The 18,264-nt window shown below is 66.5% G+C and carries 13 protein-coding genes; 2 read left to right on the top strand and 11 right to left on the bottom strand.

Features of this window, described 5'->3' with window-relative positions; genetic code table 11:
- Window positions 1-16: 16 nt before the first annotated feature.
- The 4 genes from narI to ABZS43_RS13345 form a co-directional block, all read right to left on the bottom strand.
- Entirely contained in the window at window positions 17-775 is a 759-nt protein-coding gene (gene narI, locus ABZS43_RS13360; protein WP_355036126.1) for a respiratory nitrate reductase subunit gamma, read from the bottom strand.
- The gene (gene narJ, locus ABZS43_RS13355; protein ID WP_355036125.1) at window positions 772-1,452 is read right to left on the bottom strand and encodes a nitrate reductase molybdenum cofactor assembly chaperone; all 681 of its coding nucleotides are present in this window, start codon (window positions 1,450-1,452) and stop codon (window positions 772-774) included. The genes narI and narJ overlap by 4 nt, the downstream gene beginning before the upstream one ends.
- Window positions 1,453-1,513: 61 nt before the next feature.
- Window positions 1,514-3,334: a nitrate reductase subunit beta gene (gene narH / locus ABZS43_RS13350; protein ID WP_355036124.1), complete on the bottom strand. Its 1,821-nt coding sequence runs from the start codon at window positions 3,332-3,334 to the stop codon at window positions 1,514-1,516.
- Window positions 3,335-3,399: 65 nt separating this feature from the next.
- Window positions 3,400-7,107: a nitrate reductase subunit alpha gene (locus ABZS43_RS13345; RefSeq protein WP_355036196.1), complete on the bottom strand. Its 3,708-nt coding sequence runs from the start codon at window positions 7,105-7,107 to the stop codon at window positions 3,400-3,402.
- A 944-nt stretch (window positions 7,108-8,051) separates the two neighbouring features.
- On the opposite strand from ABZS43_RS13345, the gene ABZS43_RS13340 reads away from it, so the two are divergent.
- Both ABZS43_RS13340 and ABZS43_RS13335 read left to right on the top strand, forming a co-directional pair.
- Entirely contained in the window at window positions 8,052-8,894 is an 843-nt protein-coding gene (locus ABZS43_RS13340) for a helix-turn-helix transcriptional regulator (protein ID WP_355036123.1), read from the top strand.
- A gap of 186 nt (window positions 8,895-9,080) precedes the next feature.
- Window positions 9,081-10,022 (top strand): hypothetical protein, encoded by a 942-nt coding sequence (locus ABZS43_RS13335; RefSeq protein ID WP_355036122.1) that lies wholly within the window; start codon window positions 9,081-9,083, stop codon window positions 10,020-10,022.
- On the opposite strand, the gene mtnC is transcribed toward ABZS43_RS13335, so the two are convergent.
- The 7 genes from mtnC to ABZS43_RS13300 form a co-directional block, all read right to left on the bottom strand.
- Entirely contained in the window at window positions 10,010-10,729 is a 720-nt protein-coding gene (gene mtnC / locus ABZS43_RS13330) for an acireductone synthase (protein ID WP_355036121.1), read from the bottom strand. The genes ABZS43_RS13335 and mtnC overlap by 13 nt on opposite strands.
- Window positions 10,726-11,301: a cupin gene (locus ABZS43_RS13325; protein WP_355036120.1), complete on the bottom strand. Its 576-nt coding sequence runs from the start codon at window positions 11,299-11,301 to the stop codon at window positions 10,726-10,728. Before ABZS43_RS13325 ends, mtnC begins: the two co-directional genes overlap by 4 nt.
- Window positions 11,298-12,959, bottom strand: coding sequence for an S-methyl-5-thioribose-1-phosphate isomerase (gene mtnA, locus ABZS43_RS13320; protein ID WP_355036119.1), 1,662 nt, complete (start codon window positions 12,957-12,959; stop codon window positions 11,298-11,300). Before mtnA ends, ABZS43_RS13325 begins: the two co-directional genes overlap by 4 nt.
- A gap of 106 nt (window positions 12,960-13,065) precedes the next feature.
- Window positions 13,066-13,416 (bottom strand): DUF1330 domain-containing protein, encoded by a 351-nt coding sequence (locus ABZS43_RS13315; RefSeq protein WP_355036118.1) that lies wholly within the window; start codon window positions 13,414-13,416, stop codon window positions 13,066-13,068.
- A gap of 147 nt (window positions 13,417-13,563) precedes the next feature.
- The gene (locus ABZS43_RS13310) at window positions 13,564-15,876 is read right to left on the bottom strand and encodes an arylsulfatase (protein WP_355036117.1); all 2,313 of its coding nucleotides are present in this window, start codon (window positions 15,874-15,876) and stop codon (window positions 13,564-13,566) included.
- Window positions 15,877-16,162: 286 nt separating this feature from the next.
- On the bottom strand, window positions 16,163-16,342 hold the full coding sequence (locus tag ABZS43_RS13305; protein WP_355036116.1) for a hypothetical protein: 180 nt from the start codon (window positions 16,340-16,342) through the stop codon (window positions 16,163-16,165).
- A 111-nt stretch (window positions 16,343-16,453) separates the two neighbouring features.
- Window positions 16,454-18,253, bottom strand: coding sequence for an NTP transferase domain-containing protein (locus ABZS43_RS13300; protein ID WP_355036115.1), 1,800 nt, complete (start codon window positions 18,251-18,253; stop codon window positions 16,454-16,456).
- Between the last annotated feature and the right edge of the window lie 11 nt (window positions 18,254-18,264).

Raw genomic sequence — 18,264 nt, 5'->3', positions numbered from 1 at the left:
ATTCCTCGCTCGTCGGTCAGCGCCAGTGTTCGGGCGTGACGGGTGATTCCCATGCCCGCGCGTAGCGACGGGTATCGGGGGCATTGGACTGCTTGTGCCGGTAGACGATGTACGGCCTGGTGAGATACCCGACCGGCGCGCTGAACATATGCACCAGCCTGGTGTAGGGCCACAGCGCGACCAGCGTGAGCACCACCAGTCCGTGCAACTGGAAGGTCCACGGAGTGTCGACCATCAGTTCCGGCTCCGGATTCAGGCTGAAAAGGCTACGGAACCACGGGGATACGGTCTCGCGATAGTTGTATGTGCCCCACAGCAGATTGCTGCCCCAGGTATTGAGCAGGCCGGAGACGAGTGCGAGGGTGAGCAGCACGTACATGAGTTTGTCGTTGGCCGTGGTGGCCTTGCGCACCGCGACGACGGTGAAGCGTCGGTACAGCAGGATGGCGACCCCCGCCAATACCGCCAGGCCCGCGATCGAACCCGCGCCAACGGCGACCACATGATAGGTGTGCTCGGAGATGCCGACGGCGTCGGTCCACGACTCCGGAATCAGCACGCCGAGCACATGTCCGCCGAAGACGCCGAGCATGCCGAAATGGAACAGCGGACTGCCCAGTTGCAGGAGCCTGCTCTCGTAGATCTGGGAAGACCTCGTCGTCCAACCGAACTGATCGTTGCGGTAGCGCCAGATATGACCGAGCACGAACGAGGTGAAGGCCACGTACGGCAGGATCAGCCACAGTTCGACGGGTAAGTGCGGGGTGAAATTCATCGGCGGCCTTCCGACTGGGCGAACATTGTCGGGTCCATCGCGAAGGGATCGAGTCCGACCTCTTCCTCCGGCGGGCCCTGTGCCGCGAGTTCCGCGATGCGGCGGCGGTCGGCCGTGGTGAGCCGCGGCAGGGTGGCGACTACCGCGCCCAGCACGCCCGCGTAGGGGGAACCGCTGTCCGACAGCGAGAGCCGGAGCAGTTCGATTACCGGCAGATGCTCGCCGAGCAGGCGTTCCCCGCCGATCGGGTCGACGGTCGAGGCGAATTCGAGCAGTACCGGAAGGTGGTCGGGCAGTTCGTGATCGCCCAATTCCACCCCCGCGTGCTTATAGGCGTGCTTGAAGCGCAGCAGCGCCATACCGCGCTTGCGGGTGTCCCCGTAGGCGTAGAACGTCAGGTGCATACTGGCGCGCCTGCGCAGGTCGAAGGTCTCGACGTAACTCGCCGCGAGTTCGATCGGCGGCGTCACCCGCAGATGGGTGAGCAGTCCCGTGAGCTGCGGACGGATATGTTCGGGCAATCGCGCTGCCACGCTGTCCAATTCGTCGAGCATGGCGAGGGTTTCGCGCGACGGATAGTCCAGCAGCAGGGCGGCCAGCCGCCACACCAGGCGACGATCGCGCTCCGACATCGGTACGACCGGTTCGGGACGGCGGCGAATCTTCAACAGGCTCATCGCAGCGCCACGCTTTCATCGGTGACGCGAGAGCGCCTGTGCGACAGAGGAATCGGCAGGTTCATCGCGGCACTCCATTGACCGTCGATGGACTCGATTCAGCTGACGGACCATGCGCGGCGCCGTTGCCCGCATGGTCCGTCGAGCCGTTCCCGGCAGCGCCGTTGCTGCCGTTGCCGTTGGCGCCGTTCGATTCGGTGCCGTTCGATCCGGTGCCGTTCGCTGCCGTGCCGTTCGCTGCCGTGCCATCGGTCGATACGCCGTCGGCTCCGGAGCCGTTGGTCGCGGCGGTGGTGGGCAGCAGGCCGGAGGTGTTCTTGCCGTCCCAGTTCAACAGATTGATCCGGTTCGACTTCTCCTGCGGCGCGGCGCCATTGCTGTCGGTGAGGTGGAATTTCTCCACCATCTGGTCGAAGGCGGTCATCCCCGGCCCACCGTCGTTGTCGAGACTGCATCCGGTGGCGAGGGCGTCGAGCTGGTGCGCCTCGGAACCGGCGCCGTTCGGAATCACGTACCGATGTTCGTATTTGGCGATCGCGAGCAGCCGGTACAGCGCCTCGATCTCCTCCGGTTCCAACCGTACCGACGGCGCGATCGACGGGTCGGGCTCCTCGCCGAGGTTCACCGACCGCATGAACGCGCGCATACCCGCCAGTCGTTGCAGCGCCGCGCGGACCGGTCCCACATCACCGGCGGTGAACAGTTCGGCCAGGTATTCCACCGGAATCCGCAGCGCGTCGATGGCGCCGAACAGATTCGACGCGCTCTCGCCGTCGTGACCGGTCTCGGACAGCACGTCCACCACCGGCGACAGCGGCGGCACGTACCAGACCATCGGCATGGTGCGGTATTCCGGATGCAGCGGCAGCGCGATCTGGTAGTCGACGATCAGTTTGTAGACCGGCGAATCCTGGGCCGCCTGAATCCATTCCGGGGAGATGCCGGCCCGTTCCGCTTCCGCGATCACCCGGGGGTCGTGCGGATTGAGGAAGACGCCGAGCTGGGAGGGGTAGAGATCCTCGGTCTCGGTGACCGAGGCCGCCTCCTGCACCTTATCGGCGTCGTAGAGCATCACGCCGATATAGCGCAACCGGCCGACGCAGGTCTCCGAGCAGACGGTCGGGATACCCACCTCGACGCGCGGATAGCAGAAGGTGCACTTCTCGGCCTTACCCGTCTTGTGGTTGAAGTAGATCTTCTTGTACGGGCAGCCGGTGACGCATTGCCGCCAACCGCGGCATTTGTCCTGGTCGACCAGCACGATGCCGTCTTCGGCGCGCTTGTAGATCGCTCCCGACGGGCACGAGGCGGCGCACGAGGGATTGAGGCAGTGCTCGCAGATACGCGGCAGGTAGAACATGAAGGTCTGTTCGAACTCCAGTTTCACCTTGTCCGACAGCCGCGACAGCAGCGGGTCCTTGCCGACCTGCTCCGGACCGGAGCCGAGGTCGTCATCCCAGTTCGCGCCCCAGGTGACCTGCGTATCCTCGCCGGTGATCAGCGATTTGGGCCGGGCGACCGGGGTCGTGTCGGTCGGTGGCGAGGACAGCAGATTGTCGTAGTCGTAGCTCCACGGCTCGTAGTAGTCCGACACCGTGGGCAGATCGGGGTTGGCGAAGATACTCAGCAGCCGCTTCATCCTCGACCCGGATTTGAGAGTCAGCTTGCCGCGCTTGGTCAGCGTCCAGCCGCCCTTCCACTTCTCCTGATCCTGGTATTGACGCGGATAGCCCTGTCCCGGACGGGTTTCCACATTGTTGAACCAGACGTACTCGGTACCGCCCCGGTTGGTCCACGCCTGTTTACAGGTGACGCTGCAGGTGTGGCAGCCGATGCATTTGTCCAGGTTCATCACCATGGCGAGCTGTGCCATAACACGCATATCAGTACTCCACCTTCTGCGAGCGGCCCTCGGATATCGGTCGGTGACCTCGTCGGATGCTCATGTCAGTACTCCACGTGCTGGCTGCGCCGACGAATCGTCGTCACTTCGTCGCGCTGATTTCCGGTGGGCCCGTGGTAATTCAGCGCGAAGGACTGCTGCGCGTACCCGCCGATGAGGTGTGAGGGTTTGATCATGATCCGGGTGAGTGCGTTGTGGATGCCGCCGCGTTTGCCGCGCGCCGCGCCGACCTCCGGTGTGCCCTCGATCCTGGGCACATCCACGGCCCGGTCCTGGGCGTGGTACATGAAGACGGTGCCCTCCGGCATCCGGTGCGACACGATGGCGCGGGCGACGACGATTCCGTTGCGGTTGATTGCCTCGATCCAGTCATTGTCGGCCACACCGATTTTCGCGGCGTCCTTCTCCGACATCCAGATCGACTGACCACCGCGCGAGAGCGTCAGCATATGCAGGTTGTCCTGGTAGGCCGAATGGATCGACCACTTGGAATGCGGCGTGAGATACCGCACGGTGACGCCCCTGTCGCTGACATCGCCGACGCCGGGTTCGCTGAACAGCGCCGTCATATCCAGCGGCGGCCGGAAGATCGGGAGCTGCTCGCCGAGTTCGACCATCCAGTCGTGGTCGAGGTAGAAATGCTGGCGGCCGGTGAGCGTATGCCACGGCTTGAGCCGTTCGGTGTTGATGGTGAACGGCGAATAGCGCCGCCCGCCGGTTTCGCTGCCCGACCATTCCGGCGAGGTGATCACCGGAACCGGCCTGGCCTGGGTATCGGCGAAGGTGACGCGTTTACCCTCGTGCTCGGCGGCCAGATCGGCCAGTTTCGTGCCGGTACGCCGTTCCAGCGCCTCGAAACCCTCCACCGCGAGCCTGCCGTTGGTGGTGCCGGAAAGGGCGAGGATGGCTTCCGCGGCATGGGTGTCCCTGGCCAGCGACGGTCGCCCCTGCGCCACCCCGGACACCACGGTGCCGTTCATTCCGGCCAGGTAGGCGACCTCGGCCTCGGGATAGGTGGTCACACCCTTCGTGGTCAAGCCGAGGGTTTCCACGAGCGGCCCGAGCGCCGCCATCTTCTCCGCGATATTCGGGTAATCACGTTCGACCACAACCAGTTTCGGCATGGTCTTACCCGGAATGGGTTCGCACTCGCCCGCCTTCCAGTCCAGCACCTTGCCGCCCGCCTGCGCCAAGGCGTCGGGCGAATCGTGCTGCAGCGGCACCGCGACGATATCGGTGCGCTTACCCAGGTGCTTCTCCGACATCCACGCGACGCCGCGGGCGATGCGATGGAAGGCGTCGAAATCGGTTTTGGCCTCCCACGGCGGCGAAATAGCCGGGGAGAAGGCGTGCACGAACGGGTGCATATCGGTGGAGGACAGATCGTGCTTCTCGTACCAGGTGGCGGCGGGCAGCACGATATCGGAGAACAGGGTGGTACTCGTCATCCGGAAGTCCAGCGACAGCAGCAGATCCAGCTTTCCGGTCGGCGCTTCGTCGCGCCACACCAGTTCCTGGGGCCGTACGCCCGTGGCGTCGGTGGTCTGCACATTGGAGTCGGCGCCGAGCAGATGTTTGTGGAAGTACTCGTTTCCCTTGCCCGAGGAGCCGAGCAGGTTGGCCCGCCACACCGTCAGACAGCGCGGGAAGTTCTCCGGAGCGTCGGGATCCTCGCAGGCGAAACGCAGTTCGTCGGATTTCAGCCCCTCGACCACATAGTCGGCCGCGGATTTGCCCGCCGCCTCGGCCTCGTCGGCGAGATCGAGCGGATTGCGGTTGAAGGTCGGGTAACTCGGCATCCACCCGAGCCTGCTCGCGAGGGCGATATTGTCCGCCGCGGTGCGTCCCCGGAATGCGCCCTTGCCCAGCGGGGAGGCGAAGGATTGCGAGGTGAAGGGGTCGTAGCGCCACTGGTCGTTGGTCAGGTACCAGAACACCGTGCCCTGCATCTGGCGCGGAGGGCGCTGCCAGTCGAGGCCGAAAGCCAGTGTGGCCCAACCGGTGACCGGGCGGCACTTCTCCTGCCCCACGTAATGCGCCCAGCCGCCGCCGTTCACGCCCTGACAGCCGGTGAGCAGCGTCAGCGTGAAGAAGGCGCGGTAGATCTGGTCGGAATGGAACCAGTGATTGGTGCCCGCGCCCATCAGAATCATCGAACGTCCGCCGGAACGTTCGGCGTTGTCGGCGAATTCGCGGGCGACGCGGGCGGCCTGCACGGCGGGAACGCCGGTGATGGTCTCCTGCCAGGCCGGGGTGTACGGCTCGGTGGCGTCGTCGTATCCGGTCGGCCAGGTACCCGGCAGCCCGTCGCGCCCGACGCCGTACTGCGCGAGCAGCAGATCGAAGACCGTCGTGACGCGTCTGCCCGCCACCGTCATGGTCGGCACGCCGCGGACAAGGACGCCCGCGGTATCGGTGTCGAACCGCGGCAGTCGCACCGCCATCGTGCCCCGGTCGGGCGCGTCGTACAGAGTCAACAGCGGGTCGACGCCCTCGAGGTCCAGATTCCACTTACCCGCGTCCGCCTCGTTGAAGCGGTGTCCGAGAGAACCATTGGGCACCACCGGATTTCCGGCGTCATCGAGCAGAACCGGTTTGTGGGCCGCGCCTTCGTCGGTGTGGCCGAGATCGGCCGCGGTGAGGAATTTGCCCGCCAGCGCGCCGTCGTGATGGTAGTTGCCCTCGGCGTCCCAGCCCTGCGGATCGTCCAGGCACACCAGGTACGGCAGATCGGTGTAGCGCTTGATGTAGTCGAGGAAGCGCGGGGTGGCGCGATCGACGAAGAATTCCTTGAGGATCACGTGGCCCATCGACATGGCCAGCGCCGCATCGGTTCCCGGCCGCGCGGCCACCCATTCGTCGGCGAATTTGGTGTTGTCCGCGTAATCGGGCGAGACAACGACGACCTTCTGCCCGCGGTAGCGTGCCTCGGTCATATAGTGCGCGTCCGGGGTGCGGGTCACCGGGACGTTCGAACCCCACATGATGAGGTAGCCCGCGTCGAACCAGTCGGCGGATTCCGGCACGTCGGTCTGGTCGCCGAAGACCTGCGGCGAGGCCACCGGCAGATCGGCGTACCAGTCGTAGAACGACAGCATCGAGCCGCCGAGCAGCGAGATGAAGCGCGCGCCGACGGCATGGCTGACCATCGACATGGCCGGGATGGGGGAGAACCCAGCCACCCGATCGGGCCCGTAGCGCTTGATGGTGTGCACGTGCGCCGCCGCCGCGATCTCGGCGGCTTCCCACCATTCGGCGCGGACGAATCCGCCCTTGCCGCGCGCGGATTTGTAGCGCGCGGCCTGCTCCGGATCCTCGACGATGGATTCCCAGGCCAGTACCGGATCTTTGACGCGGTCCTTGGCCTCCCGGTACAGCTCGAGCAGTACGCCGCGTACGTAGGGGTAGCGCACCCGGGCGGGGGAATAGGTGTACCAGGAGAAGGACGCGCCACGGGGGCAGCCGCGCGGCTCGTACTCGGGCTTGTCCGAGCCGACCGACGGGTAGTCGGTCTGCTGGGACTCCCAGGTGATCACGCCGTCCTTGACGTAGATCTTCCACGAACACGATCCGGTGCAGTTGACGCCGTGCGTCGAGCGCACCACCTTGTCGTGCGCCCAGCGGTCCCGGTAGAACTCGTCGGCGCCGCGTCCGCCCACCTTGTGCAGGCTGCGATGGTCGGCGGAGACTTCGCCGCGCTGGAAATACTTTCCCAGTCGGAGTAATGCGTCACCCGCGTCCGAGGAAGGCAGACCCGCCCCACCGGAGGGTCCGGAATTCCGAGTGCGTGAAGTATCCACGACGCCCCCTTCGAGCAGTTGAGTTGGGCTGTTGCACCGACTTTAGGGAGGTCGCGACCGCGTGGCCAAACGAATCTCTCACAGCGCGCTCTTGGCATCGGTGAGTTGTGAGATCGGCGCAACCTCATGGTCACTGCGCGCCGTCGTCGATTGGTCACTCCCGTCGACGCGACCAGGGGGGATGTGGCCTGACCGGGCGAAACGCCCCGTCGAACGGATGTATCTGGGGGTTGGCGGTGATGCTTTGGAAACGAGGGGTTCTCTGGCGCTTAATATTTGTTAACACAGTTCACGGGGCGCCGAGCGGACTCGGAAGGCGCCACCGCGCGGGAGGTGCGGACGGTGCGGAGTGGATCGGCATCGATCCGGCCGAATCCATTTCCCATCGATTAGCTGATCGGTCGGTCTATTCATTCAGCATATTTTCGGTCAGCAATAACTGTCACGATTATCGACCACTAGAATTGATCGAATTCGACTCAGGGGGATCGTGTCCGGTATCGCCCGGGGGTGCGCGCCGGACATCCGGTCGGTGTGGACGGTCCGTTACTTCCGGGGAACGAGTTGTCATCCGCCCGCGTGTCTGCGGCGCGCCGCGCGATATCCCTCTGGCGGGTCGCCGCGGTCGGGCTCGGGGTGGGAGTGGGTTCAATGCCGGTGCGGCAACCCGCGATTCGCGAGCAAGATCATTCCCGTGATATCGCCGACACGCTGCGCGTCCCGCTGATATATAGAAACAATGTCGTTTAATATCCGGCGCTTTCGGCGTGTGCCCGCATAGTTGACGATGGGGTCGGTTGTCGTCGAGCCGGTTCGGTCGCGGTCGGCTCAGCTGTTGTTCATGCGGGAGTGCTCGAGTTGTTGATACGTCTACAGTTTCATGGGAGCGGATTGCTGTGCCACGCAAAACGACGGACGTCGGCGTAGGGAATCTATTGCGACCGCCCACCTTCGGGGGGTTGCTGCGTAGACTCCGGGACGATCGGCGCATATCTCGGGAAAAACTGGCATTTGCCGCTGGTGTGAGTTCCAGCTACATCACCCATCTGGAGGGCGGTGATCGCGATCATCCGACCAGGGCGGTCGTCGATGCGCTGATTCGATATCTGGACCGGATCAGTCCGCTGGGGGATGCCGAACGCAGGCATCTGTTCGACCTGGCAGGCCTGGCGGAGGGGCGGTTTCCGGACATCGATGAACTGCGCGGGCAGATCAGCGACGATATGCGCTACGGGTTGGCCGTGCACGAGCCGAACGCGGCCTGCTATTTCGACACCAGATGGAACATCCTGGCCTGCAACGAGTCCTACGCGGCGGCATTTCCCGGACAGGTCGACGATGTCAATATCCTGCGCTGGTTCTTCGGCAACGAGTTGTCCACACGGGTCATGGTGGAGTGGGAGCGTGAGGCGTCGTTGACCGTGGACTGGCTGCGCGGGCTCATCGGCCAATCCGGTGATACGGAATGGGCTGGAGAATTGCTCGCCGAACTCGGTGCATACCCGGAATTCCGGCGCATGTGGGCGACGGGCGGAACGACCTACGGGCGCGACAGTCCGCATATGCGTCTGCGGGACCCGGACTCCGGTGCGTGCTTCAGTCTCGACGTCCAGATGTTCCGGGTCGATTCCGGAAATCATCCCGGCAGGATCCAATTCTTTCTCGGCATCCGCACCCCGTGCCTGGACCCCGCGGATACCGGCGCTGCTGTATCAGGTGCCGAACCCTGCGGTCCGTAACGGGGTTGTGTTGCCCTGGCCGGTGTGGGTACTTCACAGGGCGAAGACGATGTTCGAGATTGTATGGACAACGATCCTGGAAGCGTATTTGATCCGTTTATCGCAGTGCAGGTGATTACTTACAGAACTGTGATTCGGTGAGCGGCACGTCCACGGATTGCGAAAACATTGCGGGAGCGATTGCGCATGGTTGATGAGGTCGAATCGATGCCCCAGATCTCGTTGGCGGCGGCAGCCGACTGCGTGAACGGAACCTTCGCGGTATGCGGAGAGGAGGGCCGAGCCCTCTGGTACGGCCCCTTCCTCGACAGCGACGCCGATAATCCGCACGGAGATCCCGTCGCGGGTGCGATGGCCGTCGCGGCGCGGGCAGTCTGGCTGGCGGGACGGGCCAGGGCGGATTCGGGATATCCGCAGGCGACGTTGCGCCTGACCGTCACCGAAGCGGATGTGGACACGGTGACCCTGGCGTGCATCGCGTCGATGTCAGGTCTCGCGCTCGCCATCGAGGTCTCCGAAGACAATCCGGCCCTCGACTGGTGCCAGGTCTTCGGCAGGCTCGATTGGAATCCTGGATCGCTGATCAGCCTGGTCGACGGCGAGACAACGGAGAGCGGGCAAGAGCGCCACCTCCGATCCGTAGTGATGCTCGACGATTCGAAGGAAAGAGTGCCTATGACACGTAATGCTGGTAGCGGTCCGGCCGGCCCCCAGGTCGATCCCGGCGTGGAGTTGCGCGCCGCGCTGGAGGCGTTGTTGCTGCACGACGCGGTAGGTATCGACGCCAGGATGCGGCACGCCATCGCCGCCGCGGTGCATCTGGCTGTGGACGCCCCGCACGGTCCGCCCGAGGACGCCGAGGAATTCCTCGGCCGTCTGGACGCCTCCTGGCTGTTGACGGCATGGGCCGGGCACGACACCGAGACCTCGCTCATCGCGACGCTCGTCGCGGGTGAGGTGCCCACCCTTTCCTGGTGCGAACTGATGTTCACCACGGCACTGGCGCCTTGGTCGGCCAGTCCGGTCGCGGTACACGCGCGGCGCATCTTCGCCGCCGTTCAGCACGGCCGCATCGGCTCGGTTCGCCCCGAAGTGCGGGTCCCCGAAGTGCGGGTCTACGGGGCCTGAGCGGCGTCTGCCCGATTCGACGCGGGGATCTTCTCGAAGGAGTCCACCCACCGGTGGGGCGGGCGCGGGTGCTGGGGTTCGCCCGCGCGGTGTACGCCGATCACCGACCAGCCTGCCGCGGCGGCGGCATCGAGTTCGTCCGGATGGTCGGACAGGAACAGGATTCGCCCGGCGGGTACGCCGATCTCCGATGCGATCGTCTCGTAGGACGCCGACTCCCGTTTCGGACCCGCCGTCGTCAGATCGAAATAGCCATCGACCAGGGATCCGAGTTCGCCGTTGCGGGCGAAGGCGAACCAATCGCGCTGATTGCGCACCGACCCCGACGAGTACACGTACAGTCGCAGCCCCGCCGCATGCCATGCGGCGAGGGCGGGCGCGACGTCGGGGAAGAACTCGCCGTGCAACGCGCCGGATCGGAAACCCTCGGCGCAGATATGTCCCTGCGCGGTCTTCAACGGTTCGGCCTTGACGTCCGAATCGAGCCAGCCGCGCAGGATCTGGGCCACCTCGGCCACCTCGGCATCCGGACGTCCCGCCGATGCCCTGGTGGCCGCGAGAACGGGCGCGGCCAACCCGGACCGGTTCTCCTGCAGCCATTCGCCCAGCCTGGCCCGGGTGTAGCCGTACAGATCCTCCCGCACCGAACTGGTCGGGCTGGTCGTGCCCTCGATATCGAGGACGACGGCCGTGGTCGTGGAGGTCACGACGCGGTCAGCAGTTCGTCGAGGGTCGGGAAACTCGCGCCGATGCGGTCGCCCGTGAAGTCGCCGACCCAGCCGTCCGCCTCTTCGAAGAAGCGGATCGCGATGAAATCGGGGCGGGACCCCATATCGAACCAGTGCGGCGTGCCCGCGGGCACGGCGAGCAGATCGCCACCCTCGCACACCACGGCCAGCACTTCCTCGCCGAGATGCAGGTAGAAGCAGCCGCGCCCGGCGGCGAAGTACCGCACCTCGTCCTCGGCGTGCCGGTGCTCATCGAGGAATTTCGCCCTGGCGCCCGCCGCGGTCGCCTGACACTGCGGGTCGGCGTCGTCCGGGTGGATCCTCGCGATATCGATATGTTCGTAGCGACCCGACTCGTTGAGGGCCGCGACCTTGTCGGCGTAGCGGGCGAGCAATTCGTCGGAGGTCAACGACTCGGCCTCGTCCACGACCGGCCAGCGGTCGAAAGCGATGCCGTGCGCGGCCAATTCGGCGGTGATCGTCGCGTCGTCGGTGGTCCGTACCCGGACCTCGGCGGCATTGTCGGCGGCCATTATCTGCAGGAGCGTCAAGTCAGTCCGATCTCGATAAGGTCGGTATCGACGGCGAAGGCATGCCGCCGTCCGGTTCGGGTCACCAGTTCGCAGAGTGCCTCCAGGCATTCCGCACGGTCGCGGGCCTGGGCAAGAGTGTCCCCCCACGCGGTGATGCCGTGGCCCGCTATTCCGAAAACCGGTGGTGCGGAGGGATATTCGATCAGATAGCGTTCGACGTCGGCGCCGATGCGCGCGACGTCGCGCCAATTCGGGAAGATCGGTATCTCGATCACGTCCGGATCGGCTCCGCCGAGACCCTTGATGAGTTCGTAGTCGGCGATCCGCAGCGTGGTGATCTCGTCCGGCACGCCGGTACGCGTGAACAGCGTCGTCGCGTGGGGCGGGTGGATATGCACCACGGCCGCGGCATCCGTGCTCCGGTAGACAGCGGTGTGGATCGTGGTCTCGGCCGAGGGTCTACGCCGCTGACCCGCCTCGGGGCTGGAGTCGGCGACCCGGACGGTGACCATATCGTCGGCGGTGAGTTCACCCTTGGACAGGCCGCTCCCGGTGACGACGGCCGAACGACCGTGGCGCACCGAGATATTGCCCGCCGTGCCCGGCATCCAGCCGCGCTGGTACAGCCCGCGCGCCAGTTCCGCGATCGCCGCGGCATGCCCGTCGTGTCCGGCGGGCATGCCGCCGCGGTAGACCACGCCCGCCTCGGTGACCACGGCGGTCACGAGCGCGGCGGGTGTCACGTCGAAGGCGGGGTTGAACACCTCGGTATCGGCGGGAGCTGTTGCGACACCGCCGAATCCGGTCACTTCCGCGGCGGCCCGCTGCTCGACGACGATCTCGCCTCCGGTGGACATACTCTGGTCGCGGGTCGACTCCGGGGCCACCACGATGAACGGGATCCCGTGGTGGCGTGCGGCGAGCGCCAGCATGTAGGTGCCGATCTTGTTCGCGACATCGCCGTTGGCGGTGATGCGGTCGGCGCCGACCAGGACGCAGTCGACCTGCCCCGTCGCCATGGCCCAGGCCGCGGCGGAATCGATGGTGAGCCGGTGCGGGATACCGGCCTCGGCCAGTTCCCACGCGGTCAGCCGGGCGCCCTGTAGCAGCGGCCGGGTCTCATCGACGAGCACCTCATCGATCGCGTCGCGTTCGAACAGCACCCGGATCGCGCCGATCGCGGTACCGACGGCGCTGGTCGCCAGACGACCGGTATTGCAGTGCGTCAGCACGCGCAGCCGCCGGTCGCCGAGTAGTTCCCGGACCAGGTCGGCGGTGTTTGTCGCGGCGGCGCGGTTGACCCGGCCGTCCTCGGCGAGCATGTCCAGGGTTTCGGCGAGCACCGCGTCCGCGCCGCGCGCAACGGCGGCGCTCACCCGGCGCACCGCCCACGCCAGATTCACCGCGGTCGGGCGAGCCTCGGCGATACGCGCGGCCTCGGCCTCGACCCGGGCGATATCGACCACCCCGTCGACGGTATTGGCCGCGGTCGCGATGACAACGCCGAACGCCCCCGCGATGCCGATGGCAGGCGCGCCGCGGATGGCAAGGGTCGCGATGGCGTCGATGATCTCCTCGACGGTGCGCAGACGCAGCTCCCGCACCTCGTGTGGCAGTCCGCGCTGGTCGATGGTGAGCAGTGCACCGTCGTCCCAGATCAGGGAACTGTCATCCATCAGGTGCATCCTTTAGAGCGAAGAAGAGCTGCATCGTGCCTGGTGAACGGTATCCGACGGGAGCCATCGGCGGAAAATCGGGCAGCGCGGGCTCGCCCTCGCGGTCTCAGCCCGCCGAGGCCGCCTCGGCGATCAATTTCGCCGCCCGTTCGCCCGGATCGTAATCCGGGCCGACGCCCTCGATCAGCAGGAGATCGCCGTCGATGTGGTCGGTGCGCAGGTGTGCGATCGCCTGATAGGCGGGTGAGTGGTACCAGGTCCGCGCGCGGTCGATATCCGGGAATTCGATCAGCACCATGCTGCCTGGCCACGTGCCCTCGACCACTTCCGTCGGCAGGCCGTGGATGACGAAGTGGCCATCGAACGGGTCGAGGGTGTCCTGGATGCGTTCGAGGTATTCGATGATGTCGGGGTGCGGGCGACGAGTGTGCAGGTGAGCGAAGCCATAGGCGGGCATGGGTGGTTCCTCCGATGCTGGTCGCCGTCGGGGCGATGGCGACCAGCCGAACGTAACTCCGGCCCGACGCCTGGACAATTACCTCGCGGGTAAGGCATTCGCGGGCATGGCCCCGAGGGGTGCGGGCGCGGCACCGCATTCCGTCTGTCATTCCGCCACGAACTCCGCCTCACGTTCCACGGCCTCGATGGTCTGGCGGGGAACGCGGATCGGGCCGGGGTTGTAGGTGATCGCGCGCAGGTCACCGGTATAGCGGAACGGCCCGCGGCGCGCACGCAGATCCCAGGAGACCGGACCGCGGGCGTCGACGCCGACGGAGATTCCGGTCCAGGGCGACATGCCGACCAACTGCACCTGATCGGCGAGTTCGGCGACCGGTTCGCCGTCGACGGCGATCAGGAAATCCTGACGCAGTCGCGGCCGGATGACCGCATCGACGGTGATCCGGCTCGCCCCCGCGGACAGCGGCGCGGATGTCACGGACCGGTAGACGCCGTAACCGTTGACGCCGAGCACCACCCGTCCGTTCTCGATGTAGACCAGATAGCCGCCCAGCGGATCGCCGTGCGCCACCAGGACGCCCTCGTCGCCGGTGCGATAGCCGCCGAGTTCGGCGGCGATGGTGAAATCGCGGTAGGCGATCAGGCGCTGGGAGCGGTAGCGCTCGAGGACCGGCGTGCCGGGCAGCAGGCGCAACGGCGCGGCCAGGCGCGCCTCCTCGGGGCGGCGGCGTGCGAGATCTTGGCGGGTGAGCAGCGGGAAAACGGTATTCGCCCACGCCGATTCGTCCCAGGCCGCCGCGAGCTCGGCGGCCTTGTCGGGGAATCGGTCCGCGAGGTCGTGCAATTCGGTCGGATCGGCGCGCACGTCGAACAGTTGCCAGCGCGGGGCGTCCACATCGGCGCCGGGTTCGTGCAGTGACAGCAGTTTCCAGCCGTCGCGGTAGAAACCCCGGTGCCCTGTCATCTCCGAATACTGTTCGGTGTGCAGTGTCCGCTCCCGCGGATCGTGTAACAGCCGCGCCGCGGAGACACCGTCGAAACTCTTGGCGGGCACCCCCTTGCGCACCGAAGGACGCGGCAATCCGGCCAGATCGAGCAGCGTGGGCGCGAGGTCGGTCACATAGGCGTACTCGTGCCGGATACCGTCGTCGCCATCGGTTCGCGGCAGACCGCGCGGCCACGACACGATCAGCGGCACCCGCACGCCGCCCGCGAAAGTCTGCCCCTTGTAGAAGCGGAACGGCGTATTGGACGCCTGCCCCCAGCCGCGCGGATAGTGCACGCCCAGTCGCGCGGTGCCGATGAGTTCCTCGTCGTGCGGGATATCGCCGATCCAGTCCGGGTCATCGATATGGGCGAATTCGGCGAAATAGCTTCGGGTTCCCTCCGGCCCGCCCTCGGCGGTGCCCCCGTTGTCGGAGGTGAAGACCACGATGGTGTTGTCGAGCTCCCCGAGCTGTTCGACCACATCCAGAACGCGGCCGAGGCTCTGGTCGACGCTGTCGACCATGCCCGCGTACACCTCCATATACCGGGCGAAGCGCCGCTGTTGGTCCTCGGTCAGCGAATCCCATTCGGCCGCTTCGTAACCCGGTTCGGTATTGCGCGGCTTCTGACGGGTGCCCGCCGGGAACAATCCCTGGGCGAGCTGAGCGGTGAAACGGTTCTGCCGCAGCGCGTCCCAGCCCCCGGCGTAGCGACCGCGATACTTCGCCAGATCGGTCGGTTTGGCCTGGAGCGGGCCGTGCATGGCGACGTGCGCGAAATACAGGAAGAAGGGTTTGGCCGAATCGTGGGCGCGCAGATCCTTCAGATAGCCGATGGCCTTATCGGTCAGATCGTCGGTGAGGTAGTAGTCCGGCGGGTATTCCTCGATATCGACCACCGAGGCGTCCGAGACGAGTTGGTTCGGATAGTAGAAGGAGTTCAGACCCTCCAGCGAGCCGTAGTAACGGTCGAAACCGCGCTGGGTCGGCCACGAATCACGGTGTGCCGCAGGGTTCATCGTGGCATCGCGTACCAGATGCCATTTGCCGACGGCGTAGGTGGCGTATCCGCTGGCGCGTAGGATCTCCGGCAGGGTGAGCACATCGTCCGCCAGTTCCAGTCGCAGCCCGGGATATCCGGGGTCGGCATTGGCGACGAAACCGAAACCGGCTCGGTGGGAATTGATTCCGGTCAGCAGCGCGGCTCGCGACGGCGAGCACAGTGGGGTGGTGTGATAGTTGGTGAGCCGTACGCCGTTGGCGGCCAGACGATCCAGGGTCGGGGTGTCGATCTCCGAACCGAACGGACCGATATCGCTGTAACCCATGTCGTCCACGAGGACCACGATGATGTTGGGCGCGTCCGCGGGCGCGCTCGGCGGGTAGGTCCACTCGGGGGTGGAGTCCGCGGTGGTGCGCCCGACGGAACCGCGGAACGACGCGTAGCCGCGGGCATGGGGTGGAACAGCCATCCGGTCAGTCAAAGCGGCACGCCACCGGGTCGCCAGTATTCGACGCAGGATGCTCGGAACGGGTGATCGGATGTGGGGCCGCTGGTAGATTCGCCGCCCCTGCCGCCTGCGCCGGATTCTCGCTGTCGCACGCCGGGGTGATTAAAGCGCGCCGAGTTACCGCACACCGGGTTGATTATTACGACTCGGTGCGTGCGGATTCTCGATTTCCCGTTTTATTCGGGAGTTAGCGGAAACATACTGCGACCGCCGGTACCGGTACCGGCGGTCGCAGTATGCTGGTCAATCAGTTCTGGCCGTGGCGGCGCTCTGTGTCGCGCTGCGACGAAGGCCGCTGACGGCCTTCCATCTGCTGCTCGTCGTGCGAACCTGCTCGGCCTATGCCCTGCTCCTGGCGCTGCTGTTGCTGCTGCCTCGGCATCTGCTTGGGCATTTTCTTAGGCGTTTTCTTCGACTTTTCAGCCATCTCCACTCGGTCCTTTCCGAAGTGATGTGTTATTCGCCTAACATCAACACAATAGCGAGCAGGCAAGGGGATCGGAAGGGAAATTGCGGATATTTAATTGTGCGTAGGTATTCAGGCCGGTAGCGGCAGGAATTCGGCGGTGACGCCGTCGGCGGCCTGGGCGGGCACGAGGACGAGACCGTCCCGGTCGACGAGGTCACCGAGGTGCGCCGTGCTCATCTGGGGCTCGCCGAGCCAGCCGCCGTAGGGCGCGATCCGTGCCGGGACGATGCGGGGGACGGCGGCGGTGATGGCCGCGGCATTGTGCAGCGGCCCGGTGAGCGGGCGTCCCGGCCTGGCGCCGGTGCGCCCCTCGACGATGGCGGCGGCCAGTGCCATCAGGGTCGCGACGGCGGCGAACGGGTTACCCGGCAGGCCGAGCACGGTGGTGCCCGACCGGAGTTCCGCGACGAGGGTGGAGCCGCCGGGCCGCAGTCGCAGCCGGTGCACCAGCAGCCGGGCCTGCGCGCGAGCGATCGCGCCGCGGAGTTGATCGGCCGCGCCGCCACCCGTCGCACCGACGACCACCAGCAGATCGATATCCTCTGTGGCCGTGAGCACTTCGTCGAATCCGGAGGGGGTATCGCGTAGATGCACCCGATCCACCGTGCGAATTCCGTAGTAGGACAGGATATCCGGGAGCGCGGGGCCGATCGAGTCCCTGGTCTGGCCGCTCTGTAGGGGGCCGTCGCTGCGAATCTCGTCGCCCGTCATCACGATTCGCGCCCGCACCGGGCCGCGTACCAGCGCCTCGCTGACCTCGACGCTGGCCGCGGCGGAAATGAGAGCGGGCGAGACCGGGGTGGACGCGGCGGCGACGAGGTCACCGGCGCCCCGATCCTCGCCGCGGCGGCGGATATCCTCGCGCAGCGGCGTATCCGGCAGCCGGTGCAGGGCATGCCCCGGCCGCACCTCGGCGAATTCGTCGCGCAGCACCGCGGTGGTGCCGTCGGGCACGTGCGCGCCGGTGGCGATGCGCACCGCCTCGCCCGAGAGCAGCCCGACCGGGCGCTGCCCGCCCGCGAATCCGATATCGCGGCGCAGCCGCCACGGCCCGTCACCGGAGACCGCGTAGCCGTCCATGGCCGACACGTCGAATCGTGGCAGCGGTCCGTGCGCTGTCAGCGGTGCGGCCAGCGCCGCTCCGCGCACCGCGCGCAACTGCGTGCGGTAGGCGGTGAGCCGGGACAGATCGCTGCGCAGGACATTCCTGGCCTCGTCCACGGTCAGGGGCGGCCGAGGCGATATATCCGAATCGTCGGCGCCCGCTTCGGATGACGATCCGGCCACGGCGGTGACGGTGGCGGCTTCGGCACGCGCCCGCAGCACCTCGTCGTCGGTGTCCACATCGGCGACACCGGGAACCGAGACGATGACGGTATCGGTCGGTATCAGTGCCTTCATCGGCTGGTTGACCGGCGAATCCAGTTTGGCGAGTTCGGCGACCAGCGCGGCGCGCCGCCACAGCCCGATCAGGTATTGCGGTCTGCCCGCGTCGTCGGCGGCGAAGACCGCGTCCGCACCGGTCTCGGCCTCCCGCCGCATCAGCGCCGCGATCGCGGCGGAGGTCAGGAACGGCATATCGGCCGCGAGTACCACCACCAGCGGGGCCGGATCGGCGTTCAACGCGCGCAGACCCGCGTCGATCGCCGCCACCGGACCCGAGCCCGGCGGCACCTCACGCACCTGCAGGAGGTTCGGAGCCAGCTCCGGCCGGTGCGGGCCGACCACCACGGTGTGCTCGCAGCCCGCGACGGCGGACAGCGCCGCGTCGAGCAGGGAGCGGCCTCCGATGACGAGTCCGGGTTTGTCGATTCCACCCATGCGGCTGGCGCGTCCGCCCGCGAGCACGATGGCGTCGGCGGCTCTCATCGGAGCCGTCC

The organism is Nocardia sp. NPDC005366 (genome assembly GCF_040606855.1).
GTDB lineage: Bacteria > Actinomycetota > Actinomycetes > Mycobacteriales > Mycobacteriaceae > Nocardia.
The sequence above is the reverse complement of the archived record's forward strand: the minus strand, read 5'-3'. Positions and strand labels throughout refer to the sequence as shown.

Coding starts and splice junctions, on each gene's coding strand:
- narI (WP_355036126.1), bottom strand. CDS start 775: ATGAATTTCACCCCGCACTTACCCGTCGAACTGTGGCTGATCCTGCCG.
- narJ (WP_355036125.1), bottom strand. CDS start 1,452: ATGAGCCTGTTGAAGATTCGCCGCCGTCCCGAACCGGTCGTACCGATG.
- narH (WP_355036124.1), bottom strand. CDS start 3,334: ATGCGTGTTATGGCACAGCTCGCCATGGTGATGAACCTGGACAAATGC.
- ABZS43_RS13335 (WP_355036122.1), top strand. CDS start 9,081: ATGGTTGATGAGGTCGAATCGATGCCCCAGATCTCGTTGGCGGCGGCA.
- mtnA (WP_355036119.1), bottom strand. CDS start 12,959: ATGGATGACAGTTCCCTGATCTGGGACGACGGTGCACTGCTCACCATC.
- ABZS43_RS13315 (WP_355036118.1), bottom strand. CDS start 13,416: ATGCCCGCCTATGGCTTCGCTCACCTGCACACTCGTCGCCCGCACCCC.
- ABZS43_RS13310 (WP_355036117.1), bottom strand. CDS start 15,876: ATGGCTGTTCCACCCCATGCCCGCGGCTACGCGTCGTTCCGCGGTTCC.
- ABZS43_RS13305 (WP_355036116.1), bottom strand. CDS start 16,342: ATGGCTGAAAAGTCGAAGAAAACGCCTAAGAAAATGCCCAAGCAGATG.
- ABZS43_RS13300 (WP_355036115.1), bottom strand. CDS start 18,253: ATGAGAGCCGCCGACGCCATCGTGCTCGCGGGCGGACGCGCCAGCCGC.